The sequence below is a fragment of the Hymenobacter terricola genome, assembly GCF_017921975.2.
GTDB classification, from domain to species: Bacteria; Bacteroidota; Bacteroidia; order Cytophagales; family Hymenobacteraceae; genus Hymenobacter; species Hymenobacter terricola.
This window is the reverse complement of sequence record NZ_JAGEMO020000004.1, coordinates 188,390-204,746: the sequence shown is the minus strand read 5'-3', so window position 1 is coordinate 204,746 and position 16,357 is coordinate 188,390. Positions and strand designations below refer to the sequence as shown.

Genomic DNA, 16,357 nt, shown 5'->3' with positions numbered 1-16,357 from the left:
AGAAAGCTGCTCAAACTATACAGGTCAGTCAAGAATAAGTCAAAAAAATCACGTCAGCACGCTTAGCCCCAGCTCAATTGCGGGCGCCAGCGCCTGTCCGGGGTATAAGCGGCGGGTCAGGTACAACCCGTTCCAGAGGGTGAGTAGGTGGCGGGCCAGGTGCGGGGCGGGCACCGTGGTGGTAAGGGTGCCGGCCCCCTGCGCCAGCGCCACCGCGTCGGCAAATACCTCCTCGATGCCCCGCAGCATCCGCGCCGATACCGCTTGCAACTCCGGCTCGGCCACGCTCAACTCGGCCAGGGCGTTGCCGAAGAAGCACCCGCGCCCCACGTCGGCCGGGTCGGTGCGACGAGCCAGGTCGCGGAACAGCCCCCGGATGGCGGCGGCCGGGTCGGGACCATCGCATAAATAGGCGCGCAGCTCGGCCAGGCTGCGGCGGGCGTAGGCACTCACGGCCCGCTCGTACACGCCCCGCTTGCTGCCGAAGGCGTGGTAAAGGCTACCCCGGTTGAGGTGCATGGCCGCCAGCAGCTCATCGGTGGACGTGGCGCCGTAGCCCTTCTGCCAGAACAGGTCCAGGGCCTGGCCGAGCACGGCGTCTTCGTCAAATTCTTTGTATCGGCCAGCCATCAGGAAAAGCAGTGAACGGGGCAAAGGTAATAAACTTGATTGACTAGTCAAGAATTGCTACTTTTGCCGTAATGAATCGCCGGGGGCGCGGTCTAGCCGGGTAGTCACCGAAGTAGCCCCGCGGGCTGTCCCGGCCTGTTCACCTTCTTTACGCAACCCCGATGGTTCGATTTTTACAAGATTGCCATACGGCTACGCTTCACCTCGAACAAGCCCGGGATAACGCGCTGCCCTGGCCGCACCGGCTACGTTTGTGGACGCACTTGGTGCGCTGCGCATACTGTCGGCGCTACGCCCGGCAAAGCCGCTACCTGGAAGACCTGGCCCGGCCGCCGGCCGCCGGTGCAGGAGTCGGGCTGACCCGTGAGGCCCGCGCCCGGCTGCAACGGCGGTTGCAGGAGGCCATCGATGCGGGCTGATTATAATCATAAGTATCGGTTTATCAGCCATTGCCGAGCCAGTTGTTTACTTCTTTTAACTTTCCCCATGAACCACTCCAACCCCATCCCCGCCCCAAACCTTGCAGAAGCACCCGTCGTCCTGGGCTTGCGCACCGTCATTTACGCCGCCCCCGACCTGGCAGCGGCCACCGCCTGGTACCGCGAGTGGTTAGGGTTTGGGCCCTATTTCGAGCAGCCGTTTTACGTGGGCTTTAACGTGGCCGGCTACGAGCTGGGCCTCGACCCCCACGCCCCGCTGGCGGCGGGCAGCACCGTTACCTATTGGGGAGTAGCCGACATTGCAGCCGCCCACACCCGCGCGCTGGCGCTGGGGGCAAGTGCCGACACGCCCATTACCGAGGTGGGCGACGGCATCAAAACGGCCACGGTACAGGACCCGCTGGGCAACGTGCTGGGCTTGATTGAAAACCCCCATTTCCGATTGTAACCGCCTCGCATTTCCTGCCTGGCGCCCCCTTCTGCAAAGCCCTGATTTTGCAGAAGGGTATTTTAATGAGCTAATTCCCCCCATGCCCGACCTGTTCCCCACGTACCGCATCGGCCACTTTCTCAACGAGCCGGATAACCCCACGGCGTTCGAGGTGACGCGTTTTGAGCAGATGGTGGAGCCCGACGTGGAGGACCCGCACCGCCACACCTTCTACGAAGTGCTGTGGACCGATGCCGGCCTGAGCCGCCAGGCCATTGACGGGGTGGCGTACGAGGTCCGGTGCGGCACCTTGTTCTTCATTTCGCCGGGCCAGCTGCATTTGTTCGAGGAATACGAGCACCTGGGCGGCGGCAGCGTGATGTTCACGGAAGACTTTTTTCTGCTGGGCGGCACCGACCGCGACCGGCTGTTTGAGTTAAGTTTTCTCGATAATATTTACGCCAACCCGCTGCTGCCGCTGGACAAGGAAGCCTTTGGGGAGGTGCGCCAGACGATAGCCGCCCTGGAAGCCGAGGCCCGCCGCCCGGACCGTTCGGCCGTCATCTGCCAAAGCTTGCTGCAGGTACTGCTGGCCCAGATTCAGCGGTGCGTGGACCACCGGGCCGGGGCCGCCGCGCCCGCCCGGCGCTACGTGGTGCTCTACAAGCAGTTCAAGGCCCTGCTCGACGCGCACTACCTGGACCACCTGACGGCGGCCGACTACGCCGCCCGCCTGGCGGTGACGCCGCATCACCTCAACGTGGTCAGCAAACAGGTCAGCGGCGGCCGCACGACTGGCGAGGTCATCCGGGCCCGCCCCTTGCTGGAGGCCAAGCGGCTGCTGGCCTTTACGGAGCTGCCCGTGGCCGAAGTGGCCGCGCAGCTGCGCTTTGGGGACCCGTCGTATTTCGCCCGCGTCTTCCGGGCCGAAACCGGCCTCAGCCCGGCGGCTTACCAGCGGGCGATGGCGGCCCGCTACCGGCCGGGGTAGGCGCGGGCTTATGCCTGAATCTTGCAGCCGTGCCCGGCCTCCCGCAGTTGATTTTCGATGGCGTTGCCGGCGAGCAGGGGCCAATGCTCCCGAATCTGGCCGTTTTCCAAACGGAAATAGCGGTAGCCCACCGCCTCGACCGTGCGGCCCGTGGCCGGGATGCCGCGCCAGTCGCCAGTGTGGGTCAGGGGCATTCGGATTTTGAGCATCGACTGCTCCCCCTCGGTCACCTGCGCCTCGATGACGGTGCGGTGGGTGAAAGCGGCGCTCGTGCCTTGCACCCAGGCCTGCACCCCGGCCGCGGTAGGGGGCAAGGCGGCCGGCAGCGAATGGTCCTGAAAAGCGGGGTGCAACAGGCGCGGCAGCTGGTCGAACTGCTGCTGGTTCCAAAATAAGCTCGATGTATTCCTGGACGAGGTGGGCGGGCGAAAGCATGGGGTGCCGGAATTGGTGAGCTGCAAAGTTGCGGGGGCGGCCCGCCCCAAAACGGTGACAGTTCGCACATAATGGCGGGCGCTCATCGGGCTCCGCGCACCCGGCTGAGCGTTTCCCGGCTCAGGCCCAGGTAGGAAGCCAGCTGGCGCAACGGGACGGCCTGCCGCCGCTCGGGCTGGTGCTGCTGCACGTAGCGGCAGCGCGCGGCGGCCGAATCGCGCAGCAGGATTTCCAGGCGCTGCTGCTGCTGGGCCAGCAGCAGCAGCAGCAGGCGGCGGCCCACGGCTTCCAGCTCCGGCACCTGGGCGTAGAGGGCCAGCATGTCGGCCCGGCGCACCGTCCACAGGGTTGTGGGCACCAGGGCTTCGAGCGTGAGCGGCGCGGGCAGGGCGCTGGTCAGGCTGGCGTAGTCGGTAGCGAAGGTGCCGGGCAGGGCAAAGTGCGTGTTGATTTCCTTGCCTTCGTGCAACAAATAGTGCCGCAACAGCCCGCGCTCCACGAAATACAGGCGGTCGCAGACCTGGCCGGCCCGCAGCACGGGCTCGCCTTTGGCCAGGGTTTCGGTGGTGAATACCTGCCGCAGCAAGCGGGTGTGCGCCGGGGTGGGCACCAAGGGCAGGGCCGTAAAAAAGAATTCATCAGACATAACACGGCGGGAAAAGGAGCACGGCCGAAGCGTGACGCATCGGCCCTGGCAAAGAACGCGGGCAGTAAGCCGGGCGCATCGGCCAGGGTCATGTCCGAAACGTACCGGAGAAGGTCGGACGCCTCCTAACCGGGGGGCCAGGGGCCGGGGGACCTTTGTGGCGTACCACCTAACGCAACAAATCATGTCCCAAACCCTGCTTCGCATCGATGCCAGCGCCCGGCTGGCCGGCTCCCATTCCCGTGGCCTGGCCGACGATTTTCAAGCCAGTTGGCAGCAAGCTCACCCCGATGGCCGCGTCATGGTCCGCGACCTGGCCCAGACGCCCATCGCCCAAATCGACGCCCTCACTATCGAAGGCTTCTACACGGCCCCCGACCAGCACACGCCGCAGCACACGCAGGCCACGGCCCTGTCGGACGAGCTGATTGCCGAGCTGCTGGCGGCCGATGTGCTGCTCCTCAGCACGCCGGTTTACAACTTTGCCATCCCCGCCGCTTTCAAGGCCTATATCGACCAGGTGGCCCGCATCGGCCGCACGTTCTCGGCCGACGAAACCGGCCTGCACGGGCTCGTGCCCGACCGGCCCACCTACGTGGCCGTGGCCGCCGGCCTGGTCTACCACGATTCGCCGTTTACGGGCTTCAATTTTGTCGCGCCCTACCTCGAAGAGCTGCTCGGCTTTCTGGGCATTACGTCGGTGGAGTTTTTGACGGTGGAAGGCACGAGCGTGGACCCGGCCGCGCTGGAGCGCACGACGGCCGCCGCCCACCAGCGCATTGCCGAAGTGACGGCCGCCTAGTTTTCTCAGAACCAAAACGCTTCCCTTATGCCTTCTTCGCAAAAAACCTGGCTCATCACCGGCGTGTCGTCCGGCCTGGGCCGCGCCCTGGCCGGAGCCGTCATCGCCCACGGCGACTTCGTCATCGGCACCTTCCGCGACGCGGCGCAGGCCGACCGGTTCACCAACCGCCACCAGCCCGACGCGTTGGGCGTAGTGCTCGACGTGACCGACGCGGCCGGGGCCGAGAAAGTCTTCGCCCGCCTCCCCCACGACATCGGCCGGCTCGACGTGCTGGTGAACAACGCCGGCTACGGCCTGGCCGGGGCCGTGGAGGAAACCTCCGAAGCCGAAGCCCGCGCCCTTTTCGAGGCCAACGTGTTCGGCCCGCTGCGGCTCACGCAATTGGCATTGCCGCTCATGCGGGCGCAGGGCCGGGGCCACATCGTGCAGATTTCTTCGCACGGCGGCTTTAAAGCCTTTGCCGGTTTCGGACTGTACAACGCCAGTAAGTTCGCCCTCGAAGGCTTTTCGGAGGCGCTGGCGCAGGAAGTGGGGCCGTTGGGCATCCGGCTCACCGTCGTGCAGCCGGGGCCGTTCCGTACGGGCTTCGCGGGGGGAAGCTTCCGCCTGGCCGCCGCGCAACTGGCCGCCTACGATGGCACGGCCGGCGCCTTCCGCCAGCGCATGGGGACGGTGAACGGCCAGCAGGAAGGCGACCCGGCCAAAGCCGCGCAAGCCATTCTCGATGTAGTGAACAGCGACAATCCGCCGCTGCGCCTGCCGCTGGGTAAGGTAGCCCTGGGCACGATTCAAGCCAAGCTGGACAGCGTGCAAGCGGACCTGAACGCCGGGCGCGAGGTGGCAGCGGGGGCGGTATTTTAAGGGTAAATGGGTTGGTAAGGGCCGGTTCCTGTCGTCGGGAACCGGCCTTTTTACGTCCGACGAGTTGAAGTATGGACTCGGGCCCAATTTTATCTCTGTTTGGCTGCGTAGCTGGGAATTTAGAGCGACTTCATGGGTGCAAAGTAAAACCGTTGGCAGTGGTTCCCGCCAGCAGCCTCTGAAGCATCGGAAGTGACTTTCGGGTCCGCATACGTCTTGCTTTATCAGGACTTACACAAAAGGGTTAACTTGAAAGAAAAAGCCAGAAGAGTGACGGCACAGCTTTACGGGCAGTTTCTGATGAGCAGCCAGGTCATCAGCTACACGGGCACGTATCTGGACCCGGCTGCGGCCCGCCAGCGGCTCGCATGTATACCTGAGCCACGCCCTGGCGGTGGTCCTCACCGTCGTAGCGCGTGCTGCCGTTGGGCCGCCGCAGCGGGGGGCGCCTTTGGCGCAGCAACTGCCTAGGGGACTCGTCCAGACACACGCCCTGGCGGGCCGGGTCATGGGGCTGTTGGTACACGTCCAGCACCTGCTCCGTGGCGCGGACGAAGGCCGCATTCTGCGCCGGAGGAATCACCCACATCTGCCGTTTATAGGGCTGCAATTCATGTTTTTTAGCACCCGTCCCACTATCGCCGCACTGGTCTGGGGCAGCACCTGGAACTCGACCAGGCGCTCGGCCAGCAGGCGCAGCGTCCAGTGGGCGTGGCCAGCGGGCGGGGTGGAGCAAGCGGTAGCCAGGCTAACTTGAAAGGCCAGTGCAGACGCGGCAAAAAACCTAATCCGACATCAGCACCCGAACACGATTGCAAAACACCCCACCGGCTGCCGGATGGAAAGTTTTTGCTCCAGGGGTTGGCAAGGTTGCCGATGGGCGACTACCAGGTGGTAAGCAAGCAGAAGAAACGGGCCGGTTGGTCGAAAATATTCGGGAGTTGCTATAAAAAGGCGCAGCACGGGCAAAACGGGCCGATACCTTCGTCCCGTTCACCGCTGGCCCGTGTTCAGCTCCACGCCCGCCAACCCCATCTCCAACTTCACGGGCGGGGCGCTGGGCTGCTTCAACGCCCACTCGCGCCGGGTGCGCCGGCTGAAAATCCCGTAGCGCCGGGCCGCTTGCCGCCCTAATTTTCCACTCTTTATATTCCAGCGCTCCATGCTCGCGCAGCTTCGCCAGGCCAACAAGATTTATACCACGCCCGCCGGCCTGGTGACGGCGCTCGACCGCACAACCTTGGACGTGAACGAGGCCGAGCTGCTGCTCATCATCGGGCCGTCGGGCTCGGGCAAAACCACGCTGCTCTCGCTCATCGGCTGCCTGATTGAGCCCACGGAAGGCCGCCTCCTGATTGAGGGCGCCGACGTGAGCACGCTGTCGGCCACCCAGATGGCAACGCTGCGGCTGCACACCATCGGCTTCGTGTTCCAGCAGTTCAACCTGCTGGCCCCGCTCAATGCCCAGGAAAACGTGGCCTTCCCGCTGGAAATGCTCGGCCTGCCCCGGCCCGAAGTGAACCGCCGCACCGCCGAGGCCCTGGCCAAGGTGAACATGACCGAGCACCGCCGCAAGTTCCCCAAGCAGCTTTCGGGCGGCCAGCAGCAGCGCATCGCCATTGCCCGCGCGCTGGTCACTAACCCCCGGCTGGTGCTCTGCGACGAGCCCACGGCCTCGCTCGACAAAGACAGCGTGGGCACGGTGATGGAGGAGCTGCGCGGCCTGGCCCGCGGCGGCAAAGCCGTGGCCGTGGTCACGCACGACCCCCGCCTGACCGAGTACGCCGACCGCGCCGTGGAAGTGCGCAACGGCCAGGTAACGCCCATCAACCTCCAACAGCTTACCCACTAGTCATGCCGCGCATCCATTCTCTTTGCTTCGCCGGGCTGCTCGCGGCCTTGTTCAGCGCCTGCCAGGGCCGGCTGGCCGACCAGCCCCAGGCCCCCGCCGCGCCCCAACCCGTGACCCAGGTGCTGGGCGTGGCCCGCATCGAACCCGAAGCCGGCCTGCTCGATATCTTCGCCGGGACCGATGGCCGGGTGCGGGCCAAAAAAGTGGCCGAAAACGCCGTGGTAACCCAGGGCCAGCCGCTGCTGCTGCTCGACAGCCAGGCCGACCAGGCCCAGCTGCGCCTGGCGCAAGCCAAAACCACCACCCAGCAAGCCGCCCTGGCCGCCCAGCAAGCCAACCTGGCCCAGCTTCGCATTGCCGCCGACCAGGCCCAGGCCGACTACGCCCGCAACCAGCAGCTGTTTGCCGTGCAGGGCCTCACCCAACAAGCCCTGCAAACCAGCGGAACCGCCGCCGCCACCGCCCGCCAGAACTACGCCCGCGGCCGGGCCGAAGCCCACGAGGCCGCCGCCCGCGTGGGCGAGACGCGGGCCGATACCCGCTACCGCCAGGTGCAGGTGGGCCAGAAAACCGTGGCCGCGCCCCTGGCCGGCCGGCTGCTCTCGTGGTCCGTGGACGAGGGTGCCTTCGTGACGAGCGGCACCAAAGTGGGCCAGCTGGCCCCCAGCGGCCCGCTCATTGCCCGCACCGAGGTAGACGAGCTGTTTGCCGACCGCATCCACGAGGGCCAGCGGGCCGACATCAAGTCGCAGGCCACGGGCCGGGTGGTGGCCACCGGCCGGGTGGTGTTCGCGGCCGGCTACCTGGAAAAGAAGTCGCTGTTCGAGGACGAGACGGCCCAGGAAGACCGCCGGGTCCGCACCGTCAAGATTCGGCTCGACGACCCCGGCCAGGTGCTCATCAACAGCCGCGTTGATTGCCTTATTCACCTCAATTAAGTTGTTAGTCATTCGTTGGCAGTTGTTAGCAGCTTTATAAGCACTTGAATTACAACTAACAACGAGCAACTAACAACCCGTTTACTTCTAAACAACTACTTACCCTCTGGCCATGTGGCATTCCGCCTTTCGGTTCGTGACCTACGACCGCAGCAACCTGCTCGGCATCCTGGCCGGCATCGTGGTATCGGTGGTGATGATTGGGCTGGAGCTGAGCACATTCAACGGCATGCTGAGCAACGTGCAGGGGCTGGCCAGGCAGTACCCCGACTACGTGTGGGTGGTGAACGCCAAAACCCAGTCGGCCCAGCAGCTCCTGAACGTGGACGTGCGCGTGGGCCGCGAGCTGGCCTCCCTGCCGGGGGTGCGGGCGGTGCATCCACTGGTGCTGGTGGCAGGCTCGGGCAAGTCGCCGGCCGGTGCCAAGCTCTCCATGCAGCTTATCGGCATCCAGGCCCCCGACTACCTCGGCGCGGCCCGGCAGTACGCGGCCGGCACCAACCTCAACGACCTGATTAACGAAGGGGCCGTCATCGTCAACCAGACCGACGTGCCCAAGCTCAACGGCATTCGGGTGGGCGACCATTTCACCATCAACGACCAGCGTGTGTACCTCAGCGGGCTGTCGGTGGGCCTCGCCGGGTTTGGCTCCTCCTACGCCATCACCACCCTGGAGCGGGCGCGGCAGCTCAGCGGCCTCAGCCTGCACTTCGTCAGCGCCTACCTCGTCAGCCTGGACACCACCCAAACTCCCAGGGCCGAGGTGCTGCGGCGCATCAACGCCGAAATCGGGCCGGTGCGGGCCCTTACCGGGCGGCAGCTGGGCACCGAAACCGCCCGCTACATGCTCACGACCAGCAACGTGGTGGCCAGCTTCCTGCTGATGGTGGTGTTTTCGGTGGTCGGCGGCTTTGCCATCGTGGCCCTCACCCTATACTCGTCGGTCAACGACCGCATCCGCGACTACGGCACCATCAAGGCCATTGGGGGCGGCAACGGCCTCATCCGCCGCCTCATTCTCCTTCAGGCGCTGTTTTACGCCACCGGGGGCTTCGTGGTGGCCGGCGGCCTGCTGCTGCTTATGAAAGCGGCCACCGCTGGCGGCGAGATGGAAATGACCTTTCCGGCCTGGGTGGTGGGGGCGCTGGTCGGGGTCACGCTCTTCATCAGCCTCGTCAGCAGCCTCATTGCCATGCGCCGGATTACCAAGCTCGAACCCGTCCAGATTTTTCGAATGTAATGAAGCGTCCTCTTATTCTTCATTGGCTGGGCCGATGCGCGGCCCTGGGGCTGCTGCTGGGTCTGGCCCCCGCCGCCGGGGCCCAGACCCGGCTCAGCCTGCCCGAGGCCATCCGCCTGGGCCTGAGCACCCGCTACGACGCCCAGGCCAACGCCCTGAACGTGGCCCTGGCCGAAACCAGCGTCCGCCAAACCCGCGACGCCTGGCGGCCCGAGCTGAGCCTGACCGGCGACGTGCGCTACAACACCCAGCTCCAGCAAACGGTGCTGCCCGCCGGCTTCGGGCCCACTACTGAGCGCCAGCGGGTGGCGCTGGGCGCGAAGAACAACACCATCCTTTCGCTCAGCCTCTCGCAGCCGCTCTACCAGCCCGGCCTGCACACCGACACCCAGGTGGCTGACAACACCCGCCGGCTGGAAATCGAGAAAAACGCCCAGCAGCAAACCGACCGGAAGGTGCAGATAGCCGAAGCCTACCTGAACGTGCTGCTGAAGGAGCTGCAACAGACCACCGCCCAGGCCGAAGAACAGCGCTACCAACGCTACCTGGCCCTGGCCGAGGGGCAGCTCCGCCTCGGTACCCTGCTGCCCAATGACCGCCTGCGGGCGCAGGTGGACTACGACAACGCCCGCCTGGCCACCCAGCAGGCCGCCCAACGCTACCAGCTTAGCCTGACCACCCTGCGCTACCGCCTCAACCTGCCACCCGGCACCGCCCTGGCGCTGACCGACCACCTGGAAGCCGACCAGGTCACGAGCTACGTCTTCGACAGCACCGCCGCCCCGGCCGAGCGCCCCGAAATCCGGCAGGTGCGCCTGCGGCAGGAGGGCTACCGCCTGCAAACCCAGCGGGTGCGCGACGGCCTCAAGCCTACCGTGTCGCTTTACGCCAATTATTCCACGCAGTTCCTGGGGGCCAACTTCAACTACCTGAGCGACAATTGGGGGCCGTACAACTACGTGGGCGTACGTTTTGCGCTGCCGCTCACCGCGCAGTTCCGCAAGCAAGCCGACCTGCAAGCCTACGAGCTGCACGCCCGGCAGGCCGCCCTCGACTTGCAGCAAACCCAGGCCGACGTGGCCTACGAGGCCCAGCAGGCCCAAACCGAGCTGGCCAACGCCGCCCGCAACCTGCAACGCACCGCCGCCACCCTGGCCCTCGTCCGGCAGCTCGCCCAGACCCAGCAGCAAACCTACCGGCTGGGCGCGGTGCTCTACGCCACGGTGCTGGACGCGGAAAAAACCGCGCAGCAGGCCGAGCAAAACCACCTCGAAGCCGCCTACTCGTACTTGGTGGCCAAGCTCAGCTACGCGAAGGCCACGGGTAGCTTCTGACGCGCCCGCAACCAGCAATTGCCTAAATTCGGCGGCCAATCGTCGCGGATTTGGGTCACGTTGCCGCTAAGTAAAGTCCGCGCCCGCTCTTCCTGCCTCTATGTTCGACTTCCTCACGTTCAAAGGGCACTTGCCCGACCGGTTCTGGCTGCGGGTGGCCCTGCACGGGCTGGCCTGGAGCGGGGTGGCGGTGCTGCCGCTGGTGGTGGCGGCGCTGCTGGCCCCGGTGCCGCTCACGGGGTTTGCTTATTGGGTTCTGGTGGTGCCCACGGTGCTCATGGCCGGCTTCTACTACCTGAATTCGCTGGTGCTGCTGCCCCGGTTTCTGGCCCGGCGGCAGGCCGGGCGCTACTTTGGCAGCGTAGGCTTGGCCGGGGGGCTGATAAGCGGCATCATCATGCTGCTGCGCAGCCTGTTGGAGCGGCACGCGCTGCTGCCGCCGCCCGATGCGCTGCATCCCCCCGCGGCGGCTTTGCTCGTGAGTTTTGGCGGGGTCTGGGCGCTCAGCAGCTGGCAACGCATCACCGGGGAGTGGTTCGCGGCCGAGCGCCGCCGGCAGGCCCTGGCCACCGACCACCTCGTCGCCGAGCTGGCCCTGCTCAAGTCGCAGGTCAGCCCGCACGTCCTGTTCAATACCCTCAACAACATCTATTCCCTGGCCCACCTCAAGTCCGACGACGTGCCGGCGGCCATCCTCCAGCTCTCGCACCTGCTGCGCTACATGCTCTACGAGGCCGATGCCCCCCGCGTGGCCCTGGCCCGCGAAGTGGAGTATCTCGAAAACTACCTGGATTTGCAGCGCCTGCAAGTGGACGAGCACCTGTTTTTGACGTTCGAGGTGGAGGGCGACTGCGCCGGGCAGCTCATCGAGCCCATGCTGCTCATTCCCTTCGTGGAAAACGCCTTCAAGCACGGCCTGAGCCACGAACAGCCCTCGCCCATCGCCATCCGCCTGCGCGTGACCGACGACGAGCTGCGGCTACAAGTGCGCAACCGCTGGTTTGCCGGGGCCGCGCGGCCGGCCCCCGCGCCCGGCGGCCTGGGCCTGCCCAACATCGAGCGCCGGCTGGCCCTGCTCTACCCCGGCCGCCACCGGCTACAGGCGGGGCAGGAGGGGGACTTCTTCACCGTTGAGCTTCAGCTTCAACTGACAGCGGTTCCGGCCCCCACGGCACCGTCTCCCCGCCCTTTCACCGCCTCCGTCTGATGCTGCGCTGCCTCCTGGTTGATGATGAGCAGCTGGCCCTGCGCCTGCTCACCGAGTTTGTGGGGCGGCTGCCCTTCCTCACGCTGGTGGGCACCGCCCGCACGGCCCTCGATGCCCTGGCCATCCTCCAGGCCGAGCCGGTGGACCTGCTTTTCCTCGACATCCAGATGCCCAAGCTGACCGGGACCGACTTCGTGCGCAGCCTCCGGCCCGAGGCCCTGGTGATTTTCACCACCGCCTACCAGCAGTACGCCGCCGAGAGCTACGACCTGGCCGCCGTCGATTACCTGGTGAAGCCCTTTGCTTTTGAGCGGTTTATGCGGGCCGCGCACCGGGCGCAGGAGCAGCACGCGGCGCGACAAAACCGCGCCGCCCCGGCCGCCCCGGCCGACGAAGACTACCTCTTCGTGAAAGCCGATTACCATACGCTGCGCCTCAACATCCGGGATATTCTGTACCTGGAAGGGTTGAAGGACTACCTCAAAATCCACCTGCGCACCGGCAAGCCGGTCGTCACGCTGGGCTCGCTGCGGGCCTACGAGGAGCGCCTGGCCGCGCGTGGCTTCGTGCGGGTGCACCGCTCGTACCTGGTGGCGCTGCGCCACATCGACTCCATCCGCACCAACCGCATCTACCTGGGCGCAGCCATCATCCCCGTGGGCGACACCTACGCGGCCGCCTTTGCCCAGGCCATCAGCGACCGGCTGGGCTCGTAGTTTGGTATTAGTGCAGTTTTAAAGATAAATATGTGACATGCCGGGGAGGTCGAATGCCATGGTGTCGGTATTCAATGATTAGTTGTCAGTGAGCAGTTAACAAGGGAACTGCCGAAATGTGCGCCAGCGGTTCCGTTTCAAGGATGTGGCAACCGGGCTGGCGGTTGGCTCCGGCCCGCTTTTTATTTCAAAATCGTGACCGCGCCCGTGGCGGTGAAGGTTTTGCCATCTTCGCCGGTTTGCTGAAAACGCCAGACGTAGGCCCCCGGCACCGGCGCGTGGCCCCGGATGGTGCCGTCCCAGGTTTTGCTGCGCTGGGTGCCGCGAAACACTTCCTGCCCGTTGCGGTCGACTACCACGAAGACGTAGTTGTTCAGGTACTTGCCTTTGACCTCCAGCACGTCGTTCAGGCCGTCGCCGTTGGGCGTGAAGGCGGTGGGAATGTTGAGGAAGAGCTGCCGCGTGACGGTGGCGAGGTTGGAGTAGCTGAACGTGCCCGGCGGCAGGCCCGCGCCACTGATTTGGAGGCGGTAGCGCAGCACCTGGCGGTCGGTGGGCGGGGTCAAATCGATGAAAGAGTTGCCACTTACGGGCACGGGGCTCAGCACCGTGCCATCGGCGGCCAGGCGCTGGAGCACGTAGATGGCCGGAATGGCAGGATTGGGGCCGGTGAAAGCCGTCCAGGTGAGGGCGGCGCTGCTGCCGTCGGGGCTGGCGGGGCTGGCCGTGAGCAGGGACGGGCAAGTGCTGGCGCTTTCGGGCGAAACGTTGCCGCACACATCGGTGAGGTCCACCGAGTAGCACGGCGGACTAGCCCGCAGCTCGGCCAAATCGGTCGAATCCCGGATTCCGGCGCCGCTGACATCCACGCGGCCGAAGGTTACCGGTGGCTGGCCGCCGCTGGCCCGGTGGTAGCGCAGGCTGCTGCCGGCGGTGAGCGGCGTGGCCAGCAAGGGCGTCAGCACCACGGCATTATTCAGGTTGAAGCTGGCCAGCAGCTGGGGCTGGGCCGGCGGCAGGGCCGACACCGTGGTGATGGTGAAGGGGTTGGAAACGGCTACCCCGCCCCCCGGCTGCGTGGCCGTTATCTGGTAGGTGTAGGCGGTGCCGCACTGCACGTTGGCATCTTCCAGGCCGCCCGGAACAGGGGTGAGGGTGGTTATTGCCGAGCCATTACGCGTAACCGTGTAGGTGGTGCTGGGGCTGCCGGCATCGCTCAGCAGCAGCTGGTTGCGGTTGCGGGCCGAGGTGGCGGTGAGGCTGAGCGTGCAAATAATGGTGGCGGATGGCGCCGGGCTGGTGCCGCAGAAATCATCGCGAAAAAGCCGGTAGCAACCCGCGGCGGCGCTGGGCAGCGCAAAGGTGGTGCTGCCGGCCGGAATGCTGGTCACGGTCCGAAAGCCGCCGGGGGCGCTGGCATCGGCTAGTTGCAGGGTGTAGCGGTAGCCGGCCGGCAGCTGGCCCACCGTGAGCGTGGCGGTGCTGGGCAACGGGGCGGCCAACTCAAGACGGGTAAAGGTCGGAATCTGGGGCGGCAGCAGCGGCGCGATGGCTTGCGTGCTGGTTCCTTCGCACACGTCGTTGGCCAGGTAATGGCCGGTGACGGTGGCGGAGGTGGCCCCGGCGGGCAAGGGCACTACCGTGGCCAGATTGCGCGTGATGGCCGCTGACGGCCCCGCGCCGATTTGCACCGTGTAGCTGTCGTAGGTCGCATCGGTAACGGTGACCAGCGCGGAGCCGCTGGGGCAGGGCGCGATGGTGAAGGCCGGCGCGGGCGTGTCGTACACCCGAAACGTGCGGATGTAGTACGTCGTGATTCCGCCCACCCGGGTGTCATTGGCCAGCTCCGAGACGGTTACCATGCCCACTTCGGCCCTGGTGGGGGTGTAGGTATAAGGCAGCGGGTTGGGTGGCGAACAGCCGGGAAACACCGTTCCTGCCCCAGGTAATACGCCGTAGTAAAGCAGATTAGCCGGAATACTGCGGTTGGGCCGGGCCTCAAACCGGACCCCCCGGCCCACGCAAAAAGCGGCTACTTCGGTGCCAGTGGCCACATCAATTGCCTTGAAAGCAGTGAGGTCGTTTGGCATGGTGACGCACTGGCCGCGCGCCGCGCTTGCAAGCAGGCAGAGTAGCAAAAGCAAAAAAGAACGGTTCACCAACTTCATAAGCAGACTCGTGACGCAGGCCGTGGCAGCATGCCCCGGGATGCGCAATGTTTTTTCGGCGGCTTGCTCTCCGAAAAAGCCCGGCCTCAGCCAGTGCTCTACGTGAAAATCGCCCCTTTATTGCCAGTCAAACTTACGGACGAAGGCGGCGGCTTTATGCAAATCCGGATAAAGTACCCGGTCGCGCACCACGAATTTCACTTCCTGCCCGAACGCCTCTACCACGCGCTCCAGCACTGGCGAGGTGCGGCCCGGCCGGCGGAAGGCCAGCGCCTGCACGGCCGTGAGCAGCTCGATGCCGAGCACCTGCTCCACGTTTTCGATGACGCGGCGGGCCTTGGTGGCGGCGTTGGCGCCCATGCTCACGTGGTCTTCCTGGCCGTTGCTGCTCACAATGCTATCCACGGAAGCGGGCGTGCAGAGCTGCTTGTTCTGGCTCACGATGCCGGCGGCGGTGTACTGCGGAATCATCAGGCCGGAGTTCAGGCCGGGCTCGGCCACGAGGTAGGTGGGCAGGCCGCGCTGGCCGGAAATGAGCTGGTAGGTACGGCGCTCCGAGATGCTGCCCAGCTCGGCCATGGCCACGGCCAGGTGGTCGAGGGCCAGGGCCAGGGGCTGGCCGTGGAAGTTGCCGCCGCTCAGTATCTGGTCATCGTCGGGGAAGATGTTGGGGTTGTCGGTTACCGAGTTGCACTCGGTTTCGACCACCTGGGCCACGTAGGCCAGGGCGTCGCGGCTGGCGCCGTGCACCTGCGGCTGGCAGCGGAAGGAGTAGGGGTCCTGCACGGCCAGGCGGGGGTGGGTTTGCAGCTCGGAGCCGGCTAGCAGCTCGCGCAGCCGCCGGGCCACCAGCACCTGCCCGGCGTGCGGCCGGATGCGGTGCAGGTTCTCACTGAACGGGTCGGTGCAGCCCCCAAAGGCCTCGGTGGACAGCGCCCCAATCACATCGGCGGCGGCGGCCAGGCGCTGGGCGCGCAATACGCCATCCACGGCGTAGGCCAGCATGAACTGGGTGCCGTTGAGCAGGGCCAGGCCTTCCTTGGCTTGCAGCGCCAGCGGGGCCCAGCTGAACAGGCTCATGGCGTCGGTCGCGCTCAGGCGGTAGCCCTGGTAATTTACTTCGCCGAGGCCCAAAAGCGGCAGGCAGAGGTGGGCCAGCGGAGCCAAATCGCCGCTCGCGCCCAGGGAGCCCTGCTCGTACACCACGGGCAGCATTTCGCGGTTGTACATGGCCAGCAGGCGCTCGGCGGTGGCTACCTGCACGCCGCTGTGGCCGTAGCTCAGGCTTTGGGCTTTGAGCAGCAGCATGAGGCGCACGAGGTTCTGGGGCACTTCGGCGCCGGTGCCGCAGGCGTGCGACATCATCAGGTTGACTTGCAGCTGGGCGCGGGCCTCGGGGGCAATGCTCACATTGTAGAGCGAGCCAAAACCGGTGTTGATGCCGTAAATCGGGGCGTCGTCGTGGGCCAGGCGCTGGTGCAGGTACTCGTGGCAGGCGGTAATGCGGGCTTTGGCATCGTCGCCAAGCTCGACGGTACGGCCGTCGGCCAGCAGGGTGGCCAGCGCGGCCAGGGTGAGGGGCTGTGCGGGCGAAATGGTGTGGGTGGGCATCGGGGGAAAAGGGGTGAGGGGTGGCCGCAAAAATAGCCGCAATTTCCGCCGCC

17 protein-coding genes are annotated in these 16,357 nt (G+C 65.9%); 11 read left to right on the top strand and 6 right to left on the bottom strand.

Going from position 1 to position 16,357, the window contains the following annotated elements; all coding sequences use genetic code 11:
- Positions 1-48: 48 nt before the first annotated feature.
- Entirely contained in the window at positions 49-630 is a 582-nt protein-coding gene (locus tag J4G38_RS05970) for a TetR/AcrR family transcriptional regulator (RefSeq protein WP_210516029.1), read from the bottom strand.
- A gap of 161 nt (positions 631-791) precedes the next feature.
- Between J4G38_RS05970 and J4G38_RS05965 the strand changes: the two genes are divergently transcribed.
- The 3 genes from J4G38_RS05965 to J4G38_RS05955 all read left to right on the top strand — a co-directional run bounded on the left by J4G38_RS05965 (position 792) and on the right by J4G38_RS05955 (position 2,491).
- On the top strand, positions 792-1,049 hold the full coding sequence (locus tag J4G38_RS05965; RefSeq protein ID WP_210516030.1) for a hypothetical protein: 258 nt from the start codon (positions 792-794) through the stop codon (positions 1,047-1,049).
- 67 nt (positions 1,050-1,116) lie between these two features.
- A complete protein-coding gene (locus J4G38_RS05960) occupies positions 1,117-1,518 on the top strand; it encodes a VOC family protein (protein ID WP_210516032.1) in 402 nt (133 codons plus the stop codon).
- 82 nt (positions 1,519-1,600) lie between these two features.
- Positions 1,601-2,491, top strand: coding sequence for a helix-turn-helix transcriptional regulator (locus J4G38_RS05955; RefSeq protein ID WP_210516034.1), 891 nt, complete (start codon positions 1,601-1,603; stop codon positions 2,489-2,491).
- Between the two features lie 8 nt (positions 2,492-2,499).
- Here the strand turns inward: J4G38_RS05955 and J4G38_RS05950 are convergent, their stop codons facing one another.
- The gene (locus tag J4G38_RS05950; protein WP_210516035.1) at positions 2,500-2,994 is read right to left on the bottom strand and encodes an ester cyclase; all 495 of its coding nucleotides are present in this window, start codon (positions 2,992-2,994) and stop codon (positions 2,500-2,502) included.
- Between the two features lie 14 nt (positions 2,995-3,008).
- A complete protein-coding gene (locus J4G38_RS05945; protein WP_210516036.1) occupies positions 3,009-3,572 on the bottom strand; it encodes a Crp/Fnr family transcriptional regulator in 564 nt (187 codons plus the stop codon).
- A gap of 184 nt (positions 3,573-3,756) precedes the next feature.
- Here J4G38_RS05945 and J4G38_RS05940 point away from each other — a divergent pair, with 184 nt between their 5' ends.
- Positions 3,757-4,374 carry an FMN-dependent NADH-azoreductase gene (locus J4G38_RS05940; RefSeq protein ID WP_210516037.1) on the top strand — a complete coding sequence of 206 codons (618 nt, stop codon included), beginning with the start codon at positions 3,757-3,759 and terminating at the stop codon, positions 4,372-4,374.
- Between the two features lie 27 nt (positions 4,375-4,401).
- A complete protein-coding gene (locus tag J4G38_RS05935; RefSeq protein WP_210516038.1) occupies positions 4,402-5,238 on the top strand; it encodes an oxidoreductase in 837 nt (278 codons plus the stop codon).
- A gap of 316 nt (positions 5,239-5,554) precedes the next feature.
- Here the strand turns inward: J4G38_RS05935 and J4G38_RS05930 are convergent, their stop codons facing one another.
- Positions 5,555-5,848: a hypothetical protein gene (locus tag J4G38_RS05930; RefSeq protein WP_210516039.1), complete on the bottom strand. Its 294-nt coding sequence runs from the start codon at positions 5,846-5,848 to the stop codon at positions 5,555-5,557.
- A gap of 552 nt (positions 5,849-6,400) precedes the next feature.
- Between J4G38_RS05930 and J4G38_RS05925 the strand changes: the two genes are divergently transcribed.
- The 6 genes from J4G38_RS05925 to J4G38_RS05900 all read left to right on the top strand — a co-directional run bounded on the left by J4G38_RS05925 (position 6,401) and on the right by J4G38_RS05900 (position 12,525).
- A complete protein-coding gene (locus tag J4G38_RS05925) occupies positions 6,401-7,090 on the top strand; it encodes an ABC transporter ATP-binding protein (protein ID WP_210516040.1) in 690 nt (229 codons plus the stop codon).
- A 2-nt stretch (positions 7,091-7,092) separates the two neighbouring features.
- Positions 7,093-8,028: an efflux RND transporter periplasmic adaptor subunit gene (locus tag J4G38_RS05920; RefSeq protein ID WP_210516042.1), complete on the top strand. Its 936-nt coding sequence runs from the start codon at positions 7,093-7,095 to the stop codon at positions 8,026-8,028.
- Positions 8,029-8,140: 112 nt separating this feature from the next.
- Complete coding sequence (locus J4G38_RS05915; protein WP_210516044.1) at positions 8,141-9,268, top strand: ABC transporter permease; 1,128 nt, start codon at positions 8,141-8,143, stop codon at positions 9,266-9,268.
- Entirely contained in the window at positions 9,268-10,602 is a 1,335-nt protein-coding gene (locus tag J4G38_RS05910) for a TolC family protein (RefSeq protein ID WP_210516046.1), read from the top strand. The genes J4G38_RS05915 and J4G38_RS05910 overlap by 1 nt, the downstream gene beginning before the upstream one ends.
- Before the next feature lie 100 nt (positions 10,603-10,702).
- Entirely contained in the window at positions 10,703-11,809 is a 1,107-nt protein-coding gene (locus J4G38_RS05905; protein WP_210516048.1) for a sensor histidine kinase, read from the top strand.
- The gene (locus J4G38_RS05900) at positions 11,809-12,525 is read left to right on the top strand and encodes a LytR/AlgR family response regulator transcription factor (protein WP_226163186.1); all 717 of its coding nucleotides are present in this window, start codon (positions 11,809-11,811) and stop codon (positions 12,523-12,525) included. The genes J4G38_RS05905 and J4G38_RS05900 overlap by 1 nt, the downstream gene beginning before the upstream one ends.
- Positions 12,526-12,707: 182 nt before the next feature.
- Here the strand turns inward: J4G38_RS05900 and J4G38_RS05895 are convergent, their stop codons facing one another.
- On the bottom strand, positions 12,708-14,615 hold the full coding sequence (locus J4G38_RS05895; protein ID WP_210516050.1) for a T9SS type B sorting domain-containing protein: 1,908 nt from the start codon (positions 14,613-14,615) through the stop codon (positions 12,708-12,710).
- A gap of 195 nt (positions 14,616-14,810) precedes the next feature.
- Positions 14,811-16,304 carry a histidine ammonia-lyase gene (hutH, locus tag J4G38_RS05890; RefSeq protein ID WP_210516052.1) on the bottom strand — a complete coding sequence of 498 codons (1,494 nt, stop codon included), beginning with the start codon at positions 16,302-16,304 and terminating at the stop codon, positions 14,811-14,813.
- Positions 16,305-16,357 lie beyond the last annotated feature (53 nt).